Annotated in this window: 12 protein-coding genes; 5 read left to right on the top strand and 7 right to left on the bottom strand. The window is 70.6% G+C overall.

Annotated elements, in window-relative coordinates:
• Window positions 1-34 precede the first annotated feature (34 nt).
• Entirely contained in the window at window positions 35-4,933 is a 4,899-nt protein-coding gene (locus tag RMN98_RS01380) for an NAD-glutamate dehydrogenase (protein WP_309647007.1), read from the bottom strand.
• Window positions 4,934-5,016: 83 nt separating this feature from the next.
• Between RMN98_RS01380 and RMN98_RS01375 the strand changes: the two genes are divergently transcribed.
• Window positions 5,017-5,499 carry a DUF2505 domain-containing protein gene (locus tag RMN98_RS01375; RefSeq protein WP_309647006.1) on the top strand — a complete coding sequence of 161 codons (483 nt, stop codon included), beginning with the start codon at window positions 5,017-5,019 and terminating at the stop codon, window positions 5,497-5,499.
• The gene (locus RMN98_RS01370) at window positions 5,496-5,981 is read left to right on the top strand and encodes a DUF2505 domain-containing protein (protein ID WP_309647005.1); all 486 of its coding nucleotides are present in this window, start codon (window positions 5,496-5,498) and stop codon (window positions 5,979-5,981) included. Before RMN98_RS01375 ends, RMN98_RS01370 begins: the two co-directional genes overlap by 4 nt.
• On the opposite strand, the gene RMN98_RS01365 is transcribed toward RMN98_RS01370, so the two are convergent.
• A complete protein-coding gene (locus tag RMN98_RS01365) occupies window positions 5,966-6,133 on the bottom strand; it encodes a hypothetical protein (protein ID WP_309647004.1) in 168 nt (55 codons plus the stop codon). The genes RMN98_RS01370 and RMN98_RS01365 overlap by 16 nt on opposite strands.
• A gap of 59 nt (window positions 6,134-6,192) precedes the next feature.
• Between RMN98_RS01365 and RMN98_RS01360 the strand changes: the two genes are divergently transcribed.
• The gene (locus tag RMN98_RS01360) at window positions 6,193-7,266 is read left to right on the top strand and encodes an alkene reductase (RefSeq protein ID WP_309647003.1); all 1,074 of its coding nucleotides are present in this window, start codon (window positions 6,193-6,195) and stop codon (window positions 7,264-7,266) included.
• A 75-nt stretch (window positions 7,267-7,341) separates the two neighbouring features.
• Here the strand turns inward: RMN98_RS01360 and pruA are convergent, their stop codons facing one another.
• Genes pruA through RMN98_RS01345 form a run of 3 tightly spaced genes read right to left on the bottom strand, consistent with a single transcriptional unit; the run spans window position 7,342 to window position 10,812 of the window.
• On the bottom strand, window positions 7,342-8,970 hold the full coding sequence (gene pruA, locus RMN98_RS01355; protein WP_309647002.1) for an L-glutamate gamma-semialdehyde dehydrogenase: 1,629 nt from the start codon (window positions 8,968-8,970) through the stop codon (window positions 7,342-7,344).
• A gap of 55 nt (window positions 8,971-9,025) precedes the next feature.
• Window positions 9,026-9,364: a DUF6912 family protein gene (locus RMN98_RS01350; protein WP_309647001.1), complete on the bottom strand. Its 339-nt coding sequence runs from the start codon at window positions 9,362-9,364 to the stop codon at window positions 9,026-9,028.
• Window positions 9,361-10,812: a wax ester/triacylglycerol synthase family O-acyltransferase gene (locus RMN98_RS01345; RefSeq protein WP_309647000.1), complete on the bottom strand. Its 1,452-nt coding sequence runs from the start codon at window positions 10,810-10,812 to the stop codon at window positions 9,361-9,363. Before RMN98_RS01345 ends, RMN98_RS01350 begins: the two co-directional genes overlap by 4 nt.
• Before the next feature lie 126 nt (window positions 10,813-10,938).
• Here RMN98_RS01345 and RMN98_RS01340 point away from each other — a divergent pair, with 126 nt between their 5' ends.
• Entirely contained in the window at window positions 10,939-11,295 is a 357-nt protein-coding gene (locus tag RMN98_RS01340) for a hypothetical protein (RefSeq protein ID WP_309646999.1), read from the top strand.
• Window positions 11,296-12,621 carry a hypothetical protein gene (locus RMN98_RS01335; RefSeq protein ID WP_309646998.1) on the top strand — a complete coding sequence of 442 codons (1,326 nt, stop codon included), beginning with the start codon at window positions 11,296-11,298 and terminating at the stop codon, window positions 12,619-12,621.
• On the opposite strand, the gene RMN98_RS01330 is transcribed toward RMN98_RS01335, so the two are convergent.
• Together RMN98_RS01330 and RMN98_RS01325 are read right to left on the bottom strand one after the other, a co-directional pair.
• On the bottom strand, window positions 12,584-13,858 hold the full coding sequence (locus RMN98_RS01330; RefSeq protein ID WP_309646997.1) for a hypothetical protein: 1,275 nt from the start codon (window positions 13,856-13,858) through the stop codon (window positions 12,584-12,586). The two genes, RMN98_RS01335 and RMN98_RS01330, sit on opposite strands and share 38 nt — an antisense overlap.
• On the bottom strand, window positions 13,858-14,535 hold the full coding sequence (locus RMN98_RS01325) for a hypothetical protein (protein ID WP_309646996.1): 678 nt from the start codon (window positions 14,533-14,535) through the stop codon (window positions 13,858-13,860). Before RMN98_RS01325 ends, RMN98_RS01330 begins: the two co-directional genes overlap by 1 nt.
• Between the last annotated feature and the right edge of the window lie 44 nt (window positions 14,536-14,579).

The following is a 14,579-nucleotide window of genomic DNA, read 5'->3' as shown; positions in this document are numbered from 1 at the left end:
GACCACCGACAGGGCGCGAACCCTTATCTGGTCCTTACACCTGACCGGTCGCGAGCAGGCCCCGGACGACCCGCAGCCCGACCGACATCCGGGCCAGGTCGGCCTGCTCGTCGGCGCAGATCTCCTGCAACGTGGAGGCCGCACGGCTCACGATGACCCCGTCGGCGTCCTCCCAGTCCGAGATCCGCACGGCGGCGGAGTCATCGGCGGAGGTCGAGGCGAGCACCTGTCCCGTGAGCTGGGCATGGACCGCGTGCAGGTCGTCGCGCAGGGCTGCCCGGGCCATCGTCTGCCACCGGTCGTCGCGCGGCAGCCCGAGGATCCGCTGCACCAGCGAGGGCAGCCCGAGCCGCTCCCCCAACGCGAAGTGCACGCGAGCCACGTCGGCGGGGTCGAGCGAGGAGGCCTCGGAGATCTCGATGATGTTGAGCAGGATGTAGGCCGTCGGCAGCACCGCGACCCGGGAGGCCAGCTCCTCGGGCACGTGCTGGGCGACGAGAGAGCTGCGCCGCGCCTCGTAGGCCGCGAGCTCGCGCCCCACCATCAGCTCCGGCAGCTGGGTCAGGGTCTGCTGCACCGGCCCCGAGAAGAAGTCGACGGTGGCCTGGCTGTCGAGCGGAGGGCGTCGGTTGGTGACCAACCAGCGGGAGGCCCGCTCGACCAGGGTGCGCATCTCGAGGCGCATCTTGGTCTGGACACCGGCGTCGAGGACGTTGTCGAAGGTCGCCAGCTCCTGGCGCAGCGGCAGCGAGGCGAAGATCTCGCGGGCCACGAAGTTGGCCCGGGTCAGGTCCGCGACATCGGCGCCCGTCTCACCGGCCAGGCGCGGCCAGTAGGTCATACCGGCGCCGTTGACGAGGTCGTTGACGACCTGGGTCACGATGATCTCGCGACGCAGGGGGTGGTCGCTGACCTGGCTGACGAAGCCCTCGCGGACCTGGGTCGGGAAGTAGGCGCGCAGGTCCAGGTCGAGGTACGGGTCGTCGGGCAGGTCGGAGGCCAGCAACGCGTCGGCCAGCACGATCTTCGTCCAGGCCATGAGGACCGACAGCTCCGGGAGGGTGAGCCCGTCGTGCCGGTCGAGGCGGCGTCGTACGGCGCGGCTGGAGGGCAGGCCCTCGATCTCGCGGTTGAGGACCCCGTCGCTCTCGAGCTTCTTCATCCAGAACTCGTGGACGTGCAGCAGGGGCACCGCGTTGGCCGCGGCGTTGGCCAGCGCCAGGTTCTGCTCGTAGTTGTCGCGCAGGACCAGCGCGGCGACCTCGTCGGTCATCTCGGCGAGCAGCACGTTGCGCTGCTTGTTCGTCAGGTCCCCCGCGAGCACGACCCGGTCGAGCAGGATCTTGATGTTGACCTCGTGGTCGGAGGTGTCGACCCCGGCGGAGTTGTCGATGAAGTCGGTGTTCATCCGGCCGCCGTTGAGGGCGTACTCGATCCGGCCGCCCTGGGTGAAGCCCAGGTTGCCGCCCTCGCCGACGCAGCGCGCCCGCAGCGCGCCGCCGTCGACCCGGATGGCGTCGTTGGCCTTGTCGCCGGCGTCGGCGTTGGACTCGTCCTGCGACTTGACGTAGGTGCCGATGCCGCCGTTCCAGAGCAGGTCGACCGGCGCCAGCAGGATCGCCCGCATCAGCTCGGCGGGCGTCATGGTGTCGACGGAGCCGACGATGCCCAGCGCAGCGCGGATCTCGGCGTTGAGCTTGATCGACTTGGCGGAGCGCGGGAAGACCCCTCCGCCAGCGGAGATCAGGGTCTTGTCGTAGTCCTGCCAGCTCGAGCGCGGCAGCTCGAAGAGCCGCCGCCGCTCGGCGAAGGACGTGCTCGCGTCGGGAGCCGGATCGATGAAGATGTCGCGGTGGTCGAAGGCCGCGACCAGGCGGGTGTGCTCCGAGCACAGCAGGCCGTTGCCGAAGACGTCACCGGACATGTCGCCGATGCCGACGCAGGTGTGGTCCTCGGTCTGGCAGTCGATCCCCATCTCGCGGAAGTGGCGGCGCACCGAGACCCACGCACCGCGCGCGGTGATACCCATGGCCTTGTGGTCGTAGCCGACCGAGCCGCCGCTGGCGAAGGCGTCCCCGAGCCAGAAGCCGTAGTCCTTCGCGACCCCGTTGGCGATGTCGGAGAACGTGGCGGTGCCCTTGTCGGCGGCCACCACGAGGTAGGAGTCGTCACCGTCGTGTCGCACGACCCGGGCCGGCGGCACGGTCTCGCCCTCGACGAGGTTGTCGGTGATGTCGAGCAGCCCGGAGATGAAGGTGCGGTAACAGTCGACGCCCTCCGCCATCCAGGCGTCCCGGTCCGACGGGTCGGGCAGGTGCTTGCAGAAGAAGCCGCCCTTGGCGCCCACCGGCACGATCACGGTGTTCTTCACCATCTGCGCCTTGACCAGGCCGAGCACCTCGGTGCGGAAGTCGTCGCGCCGGTCGGACCAGCGCAGACCGCCGCGCGCCACCGCGCCGAAGCGCAGGTGCACGCCCTCGACCCGCGGTGAGTAGACGAAGATCTCGAAGCGCGGCCGCGGCTCGGGCAGGTCGGGGATGTGCGACGGCTCGAGCTTGAACGACATGTAGGTGTGAGGGGCGTCCGCAGCCCCCTCCATCCGGGAGACCTGGAAGTAGTTGGTGCGCAGCGTCGCCTGGACGTGGGTCAGGTAGGACCGCAGGATCCGGTCGTGGTCGAGGCTGACGACGTCGTCGAGGGCACGACTGATCCGCTGCTTGATCTCCTCGACCTGGGCCGTGCGTGCCTCGGCGTCGGCAGGGAGGTCGCCTGCGCCGGGGTCGAAGCGGGCCTCGAAGAGCCGCACCAGCAGCCGGGTGATGTCGACGTTGCTGGCGAGGGCGCCCTCGATGTAGTCCTGGGCGAACGGCGAGCCGCCCTGGCGCATGTACTTGGCATAGGCGCGCAGCACCGTGGCCTGGCGCCAGGTGAGGCCTGCGCCGAGCACCAGCGAGTTGAACCCGTCGATCTCGTTGAAGCCGTCCCAGACGGCGCGGAGCGCGTCCTGGAAGAGCGCGCGGGCATCACCCGGGAGGGACTTGCCGTAGCGGAGGCCGAACTCGTAGATGTAGGACCTGCGGTCGAGCCCGAAGAGCTCGTAGGGGCGCTCGTCGACGACCTCGACGCCCATCGAGGACAGCATCGGCAGGATCTCCGACAGCGACAGCGGCTGCCCGATGCGGAAGACCTTGAGCCGCGCCTCGCCACGCCCGGCGTCCAGCTCCTCGTAGAGCGAGAGGTCGATGCCCTCGTCGCCCGCGATCTCCTCGAGCCGAGCCAGGTCGACGGCGGCCGTGCGTGCGGAGAAGTCCTCCTTGTAGGCCTCCGGGAAGGAGTCGAGGTAGCGGCGACCCAGGATCGAGCCGACCTCCTCGCCGTGCTCGGTGATGACGGCGGCGGTGAAGTCGTCGCGCCAGGAGCGGGAGGCCTCGGTGAGCCGACGCTCGAGGTCCTGGGTGTCGATGGTCGGGATCGCGCTGCCCTTGGGCAGGTGGACCACGAAGTGGACCCGGGCGGTGGTCGACTCGTTGATCCGCACGGTGAACTCCACCGAGTCGCCACCCAGGCGGTCCTGGAGGATCTCGGAGAAGCGCTCGCGGACACTGGTGTTGTAGCGGTCGCGGGGCAGGTAGACCAGCACGGAGACGTAGCGGCCGTAGGTGTCGCTGCGCACGAACGTGCGCAGTCCGCGACGCTCCCGGGCGACCATGGCCGCCTCCGCCATCGGCCCGAGCTCCTCGACGGGGGTGTGGAACATCTCGTCGCGGGGGTAGGTCTCGAGGGTGTCCATCAACGCCTTGCCCGCGTGGCTGCGCGGGTCGAACCCGCTGCGCTTGAGCACCGACTCGGCCTTCTCCCGGATCAGCGGGATCCGCATCAGCGACTCGGTGTAGGCGGCGCTCGAGAACAGGCCGAGGAAGCGACGCTCGCCGGTGACCTCACCGTCGTCGCCGAACGTCTTGACCCCGACGTAGTCGAGGTAGGCCGGACGGTGGACGGTCGCCCGGGAGTTGGCCTTCGCGAGGACCAGGAGGCTCTTCTCACGCGCCTTGGCCTTCACCAGGTCGGGGAGCCGACCGAAGGAGGCCGACATCTCCTGGTCGGCACGCAGGATGCCGAGGCCCGTCCCGGGAACGGCGCGCAGCACGTCGTCCTCGGTGCCGTCGATGGTGGCCCGGTCGAGGGAGTACTCGCGGTAGCCGAGGAACGTGAAGTGCTCGTCGGCCAGCCAGGAGAGCAGGGCGGCGGCCTGCGTCACCTCCTCGTGGTCGAGGGGCGGCGGGTCGGAGACCAGGCCGGCCACGATGTCGCGGACCTGGGCATGCATCTTCTCCCAGTCCTCGACCGACTCGCGGACGTCGCGCAGCACCCGCTGCACGTCCTCGACGATCGCGTCCGGGTCGTCGCCCTCACGCATCCGATCGATCTCGACGTGCATCCAGGACTCGCGCGTGGCGCCCTCCGCCGGGATCGATGAGCCGTCGTCGACGGGGGTCACCGTCTGCAGGGCGCCGGTGATGTCGCGCACGACGTCGTAGTTGGGGTGGATGACCAGGTGCACGTCGCGCAGCTGGCGCGAGAGCTCCATGGTCAGCGAGTCGACCAGGAACGGCATGTCGTCGACGACGACCTCCACGACCGAGTGGCCTCCGGCAGTCCACCCGTGCTCGCCCAGGGTCGGCGTGTGGACACGGACGCTCGCCGTGCCCTGCGGTCGGTCCGCGGCCAGCTTGAAGTGCGACGCCAGGGCGCCGAAGACATCCACGTCGCTGCGTCCGAGGACGTCCTCGGGGGCGACGTGGCGGTAGTAGGCCCGGAGCAGCGCCCCCACCGCGCCGTGCGGCGGTCCGCCACTGCCCTTGCCGTGCTGGGCCAGGGCGATGGCCTGGTCCAGGAGCTCGGTCTTGTCCACGTCCTGCGTCGTCGTTGACACCCTCAGACACTAGGACCCCGGTCACACGTGTCACAACACCGGGGCGGCCCGCCGGACCGGGCCAGGGGGTGCATGATGTGGCCATGAAGTTCCGCACCGAGCAGTCCTACGACGCTGCCCCTGATGCCGTCCTCGCCATGCTGTCCGACCCCGCATTCCGCGAGAAGGTCTGCGCCGCCCAGCACGTCGTCTCGTGCGACGTGAGGATCGAGATGGCGGGAGCGGGCTTCACCTCGGTCGTCACCACCGAGCAGAACACGTCCGGCCTCCCCTCGATCGCCAAGAAGTTCGTCGGCGAGACGACGACGGCGATCATCACCGAGACCTGGAAGGACGGCTCCGGAGGAACCGTCGAGATCAAGGCCCCCGGCAAGCCGACCGACGTCTCCGGCGTCATCCGCCTCGTCGAGGCTGGTGCCGGCACCACCGAGGTGGTCGAGCTGGACATCAAGGTCAAGGTGCCCCTCATCGGCGGCAAGCTCGAGCAGCTGCTGGTCGACAGCATCCAGACCGGCTACGACGTCGAGCAGCGCGTCGGATCGGCCTGGCTGGCAGGCGAGCGATGAGCCGCCGCCTGGTCCACGAGCTGACCTACGACGCCCCGGCCGCCGACGTCGCCGCCATGCTGGCCGACCCGGCCTTCCGCCAGGCCGTGTGCGACTTCCAGGGCGTGCTGCGGGCCGACATCTCCATCACCACGCCGACCGACGGCCACACCGAGGTCGTCATCGACCAGTGGCAGTCGACCACGGGCTTCCCGTCGTTCGCCAAGAAGATCGTCGGTGAGGAGACCAACATCGTGCAGGCCGAGTCGTGGTCGACCCCGCTCCTCGGCGACATCGTCGTGACGATTCCCGGCAAGCCCGGTGACATGCGTGGCACGGCCACGCTGAGCGAGTCCGGTGGAACGACCACCGAGACCGTCGACCTGACCGTCAAGGTCGGGATCCCGTTGGTGGGCGGCAAGATCGAGGCGCTGATCGCGGACATGCTGCTCAAGGCGCTGAGGGCCGAGAACAAGGTCGGGCGCGACTACCTCTCCCGCTGACCCTCGACCTGCTCGTGCTCCTCGGCCAGGTCCTGGCGCCGCCGGACGAGCACCACGATCCCGAGGACCACGAAGGGCCCGAATGCCAGGGCCAGCGTGAGGGCCTGCTCGATCGGGTGCAAGGAGCCGAGGTGCAGCGGGGTGACGTTCATCGCCCCTGATTGTCCACCCTCCTCGGAATGCTCGTCCGCGCGACCTGGTTGTGCTGGACATGCCTGATCTCTTCGATGACCTGACCATCAAGTCCTGGACCGCCCCCAACCGCCTCGTCATGGCGCCGCTGACCCGCAACCGCGCCGACGACCAGGGTGTCCCGGGAGACCTCGCCGTGGAGTACTACACCCAGCGCGCCTCCGCCGGCCTGATCATCAGCGAGGGCACCCAGCCCAGTGCGGTCGGCCAGGGCTACCTGCTGACCCCGGGCATCCACACCCCCGAGCAGATCGCCGGTTGGCGTCGCGTCGCCGACGCCGTCCACGCCGAGGGCGGGCGCATCGTCGTCCAGCTGATGCACGCCGGCCGCGTCGCCCACCCCGACAACAAGCACGGCCTCGAGACCATCGCCCCCAGCGCGATCGCGGCCCCGGGCGAGATGTTCACCGCCGACGGCATGGTGCCGCACCCGGTCCCCCGCGCCCTGGAGCTCTCCGAGATCCCCGGCGTCGTCGAGGACTACGTGCACGCAGCCAAGAGCGCCATCGAGGCCGGGCTGGACGGCGTCGAGGTGCACGCCGCCAACGGCTACCTCATCCACCAGTTCCTCGCCCCGGGCTCCAACGAGCGCACCGACGAGTACGGCGGGTCCCCGGCCAACCGGGCCCGTTTCGCCATCGAGGTCACCCGCGCCGTCGCCGAGGCGATCGGCCCCGACAAGGTCGGCATCCGCATCTCGCCCGCCCACAACATCCAGGGTGCCACCGAGCAGGACGAGGCGGACGTCGAGGCGACGTACTCCACCCTCGTCGAGACCATCGCGCCCCTGGGCCTGGCCTACCTCAGCATCCTGGCCGAGCCGCGCCTCGACCTCGTCCAGGACCTGCGCCGCACGTTCGGCGGCGTGCTGATCGCCAACGACGGCTTCTCCGAGGTCACCACGCGTGAGAGCGCCCAGGAGATCCTGGACAAGGACCTGGCCGACGCGGTGGCCGTGGGGCGCCTGTTCCTCGCCAACCCCGACCTGCCGAAGCGCTGGCAGACCGGTGCGGCCCTCAACGAGCCGAACCCCGACACGTTCTACGGCGGCGGCGCCGAGGGCTACACGGACTACCCGTTCCTGGACGCCTGAGGCCTCGCGACCAGCGAACACGACGAAGGGCGGTGACCGACTCGGTCACCGCCCTTCGTCGTCTCGCGAGGTCGCTCAGCCCTGGTAGGGGTAGCGGTAGTCCTTCGGCGGCACGAACGTCTCCTTGATGGAGCGCGGTGAGGTCCAGCGCAGCAGGTTGACCGCTGCGCCGGCCTTGTCGTTGGTGCCGCTGGCGCGGCCACCGCCGAAGGGCTGCTGGCCGACGACAGCCCCGGTGGGCTTGTCGTTGATGTAGAAGTTGCCGGCCGCGAAGCGCAGCGTGGCCCTGGCCCAGCGGATCGCCGAGCGGTCCTGCGCGATGATCGCCCCGGTGAGCGCGTAGGGCGCGAACGACTCCAGCTGCGTGACGACGTTCTCGAAGTCGCCGTCCTCGTAGACGTGGACGGCCAGGATGGGACCGAAGTACTCGGTCGCGAACATCTCGTCGGTCGGGTCGGTCGACTCCACGACGGTCGGGCGCACGAAGTAGCCGACCGAGTCGTCGACCTCGCCGCCCGCGAGGACCGTCAGGTGCTTGGTCCGCTTCGCCCGGGCGATCGCCGCCTGGTGCTTGGCGAAGGCCCGCTCGTCGATGACGGCGCCCATGAAGTGGGAGAAGTCGGTGACGTCGCCCATCGCGATGCCGTCGACCTCGGCCAGGAAGTCGTCCTTCATCCGGTTCCACACCGAGCGGGCGACGTAGGCGCGGGACGCGGCGGAGCACTTCTGGCCCTGGAACTCGAAGGCGCCCCGCAGCATGGCGACGCGCAGCACGTCGGGGTCGGCGGAGGGGTGGGCGACGATGAAGTCCTTGCCACCGGTCTCCCCCACGATCCGCGGGTAGGAGCGGTAGCCCGCGATGTTCTCGCCGACCGTGCGCCACAGGTGCTGGAAGGTCGGGGTCGAGCCGGTGAAGTGGATGCCGGCGAGGTCCGGGTGCGCGAGCGCGACCTGCGAGACCTCCAGGCCGTCACCCGGCAGCATGTTGATGACGCCGGGCGGCATGCCGGCCTCCTCGAGCAGCTCCATGGTCAGCGACGCCGCGACCTGCTGGGTCGGTGAGGGCTTCCACAGGACCGTGTTGCCCATGAGGGCGGGCGCGGTGGGCAGGTTGCCGGCGATCGCGGTGAAGTTGAACGGCGTGATCGCGTAGACGAAGCCCTCGAGGGGACGGTGGTCCGTGCGGTTCCAGATGCCGGGGCTGTTGGCGATCGGCTGGTCGGTGAGGATCTGCTTGGCGTAGGTGACGTTGAAGCGCCAGAAGTCGATGAGCTCGCAGGCGGCGTCGATCTCGGCCTGGAAGGCGGTCTTGGACTGCCCCAGCATGGTCGCTGCGTTGATCCGCTGGCGCCACGGTCCGGCGAGCAGGTCGGCGGCCTTGAGCAGGATCGCGCACCGCTCGTCGAACGGCATGCCTCGCCACTCCGGGGCCGCCTTGGCTGCGGCCTTGACCGCTGCCTCGGCGTCCTTGGCCGTGGAGTTCTTCATGACGCCCAGCACGTGCTGGTGGTCGTGGGGTTGGACGACCGTGATCTCCTCGCCGCCGCCGGAGCGCTTGCGGCCGCCGATGTGGGCGCGCAGCGTCACCTGCCTGCGCTCCTGCTTCTCCAGCTCCGCGACCAGCTCTGCCCGCTCGGGGCTACCGGGCGCGTAGGTGAGGTTGGGCTCGTTGACGGGTGCCGGAGGAAAGGAGATCGCGTCCATGCTCGGATGTTGTCACCCGCCGGACACGCTTGTCGAAAGGGCGGCCCAGCGGGGCCTACCTGTCCTGGAGCAGCTGCTCGATCTCCTGCGTGGCGAACCAGGCCAGGTCGTCGTCGGGGTCGGTGAAGTCCTCGACGTCGGCGTGGACCGCGACCACGCGCCGCAGCCCGATGGGATGACCGTCCGAGGCTCCCTCGGCCACGACGACCACGCGGCGGCCGACGCCGGCGATGAGCTCGGCCGAGGCGTCCGCGGCGGTCATCAGCGCGGCGTACTCGGACTCCTCGTCCTCGTCGACGGCGAGGATCGGCTCCACCGGCCACGGGACCTCGCCGGCACTCGCCCAGGCGGCGAGCAGGTCAAGCGAGGAAGGGACGTAGAGACGTCCGCTCACGACTTCTTCGCCGCCGGTCTGGGGGTGCGCCTGCGACCGCGGGGGGCCCGCGGACGGGTCGCGCTGGAGGCGTCCATCAGCTCGACGAGCGACTCGGTGATGCAGGTCCCGAGGAGGTCTGCGTCGGGCATCTGGTCCCGGTCGGCGGTGATGCCGTAGAACACCCGGCCGTTGTAGGACGTGACGCCGATGGCGAGCGGGTGCCCGGGCAGGAGCGGCGGGACGGGATAGCTGCTGACCATCTCGGCCCCGGCGGCGTAGAGCGGCGACTGGGGCCCGGGGACGTTGGTGATGTTGAGCTGGTAGCTGCGGCGTTCGTCGGCGGCGACGCGCGAGCCGATGGCGTGGAAGGTCGTGGGCGCGAAGCCGGCGATGCCGGCCAACCGGTTGGCGGCGACGCCTCGGCCCGTCTCCCTGTGCGCCTGGAACGAGTAGGAGACCTGGTGCAGACGGATGACCGGGCTCGCCTCCAGGATCGGCAGGTCGACGAAGTGGGCGGCGATCTGGCTGCCCAGCGAGGTCGCCTCGAGCTCGGCGTCGATCACCGAGACCGGCACGACCGCCCGGATCTGACGGATGCCGGCCATGGACTCAGCGCGTGTCATCAGCCAGCCCCGCAGGCCGCCGGCGATCGTGGCCAGGATGACGTCGTTGACGGTGCCGCCGTGGGCCGCTCGGATGGTCCGGTAGTCGGCCAGGGGCGTGTCGACGGTGACCACCCGGCGCTGCTGCGAGAGCGAGCCCGAGATCGGCGACTCCTTCACCGGGCGGCGACCGGTGAGCGCGTTGGCGACCCGTCGGGCGTTGGCCGTCGCTGCACCAGCGGTCCGCCAGGCTGCGTCGGTGCGGGTCCGGACGGTGTCGACGAGCGTGTCGGGCTCGGTGAGCGAGTCCTTGACGGCACCGGCGAGCAGGGTGAACGGCGACGGCGCACGGCGGGCGTACCAGTCGTCGGACTCCATCGTCCTGGGCGTGGGGCTGGTGTCGAGCAGCACCTGCCCGAGGTCGACGGTGTGGACCCCGTCGACGAGCACCTGGTGGGTCTTGGAGAGCAGCGCCACGCGACCCTCGCTGAGGCCCTCGACGAAGTAGACCTCCCACAGCGGTCGGCTGCGGTCGAGCGGCCTCGAGACGATGCGCGACACGAGCTCGCGCAGCTGGTCGAGCGAGCCGGGCCTCGGCAGCGCGGAGCGTCGTACGTGGTAGCCGAGGTCGAACTGGTCGTCGTCGACCCACATCGGGTTGGCGAGCTGCCCGGGGACGCTCTGCAACCGCTGCCGGTAGCGCGGCACGAAGGAGATGCGGTCCTGGATCAGCTCCATGAGCCGCTCGTGGTCGAAGCCGGACTCGCCCGGGTCGAAGATCTCGATCGTGGCGTTGTGCATCGGCGTCTGAGCCGTCTCCTCGGCGAGGAACGCCAGGTCGCGCGGGCGCAACCGCTCACTCATCTCGTTCCTCCAGACCTCGTGCTTGCCGACGTGACCCCCCAGCAGCCACGTCTGCCACGCATGAGATTCTGACAGAGGTGTGCCGCGGTCGTGGCACGCGTCCGCCGAACGACAAGGAATCGCACCATGCGCCGACTGATGGCGGCCACGGCCGTCCTCGTCTCGACGCTCGGTCTGGTCTCCGGTTGCGGTGAGGACACCCCCGCGACCGACGCAGGCGACATCGAGACGATCGAGATCACGTTCGAGGGCGGCACGGTGACCCCCAACGGCGAGCGCGTCGAGGTGGGGACGGGCCAGCCCGTCGACCTCGTGGTCAGGGCCGACGAGTCCGGCGAGATCCACGTGCACTCCGAGCCGGAGCAGGAGTTCGAGTACGCCGCCGGCACCACCACGCTCAAGCTGCAGATCGACCAGCCCGGGGTCGTCGAGGTCGAGTCGCACGACCTGGAGCAGGTCATCGTCCAGCTCGAGGTCAGCTGAGTGAACGGCGACACCCCCTTCGCGCACGGCATCGGTGGCTCCGCCGACCTGCCGATCTCCCCGTCGTTGGCGATCGCCGGGGCCGTCGCAGCCCTGGTGGTGTCCTTCACCGTCCTGGCCGTCGCCTGGCGCACACCGCGCTACGACGAGGCCCAGGGCGGTCGTCAGGCGCCGCCGTGGCTGGACAGCCTGGTGGGCTCCCTCGGCTTCCGCGCGGGTCTGCGAGTCTTCGGCTTCGTCATCTTCGTCTACGCCGTGGTCGCAGCGATCTTCGGCGAGGACCTCCTCACCAACCCGGTCTTCGGCATCTTCTACGTGTGGTGGTGGGTCGGCCTCGTGCCGCTCTCACTCTTCCTCGGACCGTTCTGGAAGGCGATCAGCCCGGTCCGCACCATCAACCTGGTCTTCGCCAGGCTGTCCGGCAGCGACCCCGAGGTGGGGGTCTTCGACTACCCCAGGTGGCTCGGTCACTGGCCGGCTGCGCTCGGCCTCTTCGCGTTCGTGTGGATGGAGCTCGTCTACCCGTTCATGACCGAGCTGGGTCCGGTGCGACTGTGGTGCGCGATCTACGTCGCCGTGATGCTCGTCGGTGGCGCGCTCTTCGGCAACACCTTCTACGAGCACGCCGACCCGTTCGAGGTCTACTCCAGCCTCGTCGCCAAGCTCTCGGTCTGGGGCTCGCGCGACGGCCACCTGCTGCTGCGCAGCCCGCTCGCCAACCTCGACACGGTCGTCGTACGACCCGGGCTGGTGGCGGTGCTCGCGGTACTCTTCGGGAGCACCGCGTTCGACTCCTTCCGCGACTCCTCCGACTGGGTGCAGTACATCCAGTCGACCGAGACGTCGTCCTACCTGCTCAACAACGTGATGCTGGTCGTCTTCTGCGTGGGCACCGGCCTGGTCTTCGCCCTCGGCTGCGTGCTCACCGGGGTCGAGACCGGGACCCGCCGGTGGTCGCTGCCCGACAAGTTCGCGCACTCGATCGTGCCGATCGTCGTGGGCTACATCGTGGCCCACTACCTGACCTACCTCGTGGAGTTCGGCCAGCGGACGCTGATCCAGGCGAGCGACCCGTTCAGCAACGGGTCGGACATCCTCGGCACCGGCGACTGGTCGGTCAACTACTGGCTGTCCTACCACCCGACCCTGCTGGCCAACGTGAAGGTCGTCGCGGTCGTCGTCGGTCACGTGCTCGGCGTCGTCGCCGCCCACGACCGGGCGATCAAGCTGCTGCCCAAGCGGCACCAGCTGACCGGGCAGCTGCCGCTGCTGCTCGCGATGGTGGCGTTCACCGTGGGCGGGCTCTACCTCCTCTTCGCGGCCTGAGGGACGCGGCGGCCCCGGGTGCTCCTGCAGGGCCCACCAGGGCGTCGACCAGCGAGGCGACCGCGCGCACCAGCGGTGAGTCGCCAGTCTCCACGAGCGTGCGACCGGCGACGAGCGCCCGGTCGACCACCGCACGGTCGTCGGGCAGGAAGTGCAGCCCGGAGAGCCGGGCGAAGCCGCCGACCATGCCCGCGATGTCCTTCTCCGACCAGCCCAGGGTCGCGCGCATCCGATTGACCACCACGCGCACGGGCGCGCCTCCGGTGAGCTCGCGCAGGTCGACCAGACCGCGGGCGAGGCGGGAGAGACCCACGGGGTCGGCAGTGCCCACCACGACGACCTCGTCGGCGCACTCCAGGCTCCCCAGGGTGAGCTGGTTGCGCGAGGGGCGGCTGCCGTAGTCCTGGCCCGGGTCGTCCTCGAGGCTGAACCCGGTGTCGACCACGACCTGTCCGTGCTCGCGGGCAGTCTCCAGGACGTGCTCGATCGCTCCGGGCCGCAGCTCGACCCACCGGTCGGCCCGGGGCAGGCCCGTCACGACCGACAGGTGGGCGTCGACCCCGCGCTGGACGGAGAAGAAGCGCTCCGCAAGGTCGCCCGAGGTGGCCAGCCGGCCGGCGGCCAGCAGCCCCGAGACCTCGTCCATGATGCCGAGCTGCTGCGCGACCGTCCCGCCGTAGGGGTCGGCGTCCACGAGGATCGTGCGGTGGCGGCGCCGGGCCAGCTCGGCGGCGATCGCGGCTGCCACGGTGGTGCGGCCGGGGGCCCCGGCCGGCCCCCACACCGCGACCACCCGGGCGCCCTCAGGGGGCGCGGTGGGTGCGTCGGCGACCACGGAGGAGTCCACGTCGGCCCCGACCGGAGGCGGCACGACGGTATCCGCAGGCACCTCCGGGGTGGTGACGACGGCCGGCAGAGCGGCGAGGTCGGTGTCGGCGACGAGGGCCACGATGCCGATCCGGGAGGCCCGCAGCCGGCCCGCGTCCCACGAGTCCGCGCCCACCACCGCCACCGGCCGCACGCCGTGGGCGCGCAGGTGGTCGACGGCTGCGACATCGAGGCCCGGGGCGTCGAGCCCCACGACCGCGACCTCCGCCTGGCCGGCTGACGCCGAGGCCAGGAGGTCGTCCACGTCGACGCAACGCTTGAGGACGACGATGTCGCGGTGCGTCCCGAGCTGGGCCAGCGCTGCGGACTCCCAGCCGGCGCCGGCGGCGACCACCAGGACGACGATCATCAGCCGCGCCGCAGGACGGTGAGCACCGGGCTCTCCAAGGAGTTGAGGAGCTCGAAGAAGGCCTGGGCGTCGGCCTCGGGCACCGCGAGGTCGAGCTGGCGCTCCCCGGAGGTGCCGAAGCTGTCCGCCAGGGGCGGTGCCGCCACCACCGTGACCCCCTCGAGCGCGGCCTCACCGGGACCGATCGGTGCGCGGGCACCGGGCTGGGCGGGGCGCGCCACGATCATCACGTCGACGACCGACCCGGCTCCGATGGAGACCGGCACCCGCTCGGCGGCCACCGAGATCGGCACCTGGAGGACGTCGGAGTCGGCCGAGGAGCCGACGGCCGCCCGGGGGAGCAGCTCCCCGGCCCCCACGCCGCGCAGCAGCTCGAGGTCGGAGGGCAGCCGCTCGTCGGCGGTGAAGTAGAGGTCGAGGCGCTGGGCGTCGGCGAAACGCACGCGCTGGACCACGAGGTCGTCCTCGGACACCACGTCGCCGGCCCCCATGTCGGCGCTCACGGCCCAGAGCGCCACGGTCTCGTCGGCGGAGGAGAGCAGCCGGGCGCCCGCGACGACGGAGACGGCGACGATCGCGATGCCGATCCACAGCCGAGGGTCTCGCCAGCCGGGCGTCGAGGCGCGCACAGCGGAGGGCGGCGCCACAGCGCCCGGGCTCCCGAGATTCCTGGCCACAGGGACATCATGCAATCTCGCGGCGCTCCGGTCACGTGCTCCTC

It is taken from the genome of Nocardioides sp. (assembly GCF_031397825.1).
GTDB lineage: Bacteria > Actinomycetota > Actinomycetes > Propionibacteriales > Nocardioidaceae > Nocardioides.
The sequence above is the reverse complement of the archived record's forward strand: the minus strand, read 5'-3'. Positions and strand labels throughout refer to the sequence as shown.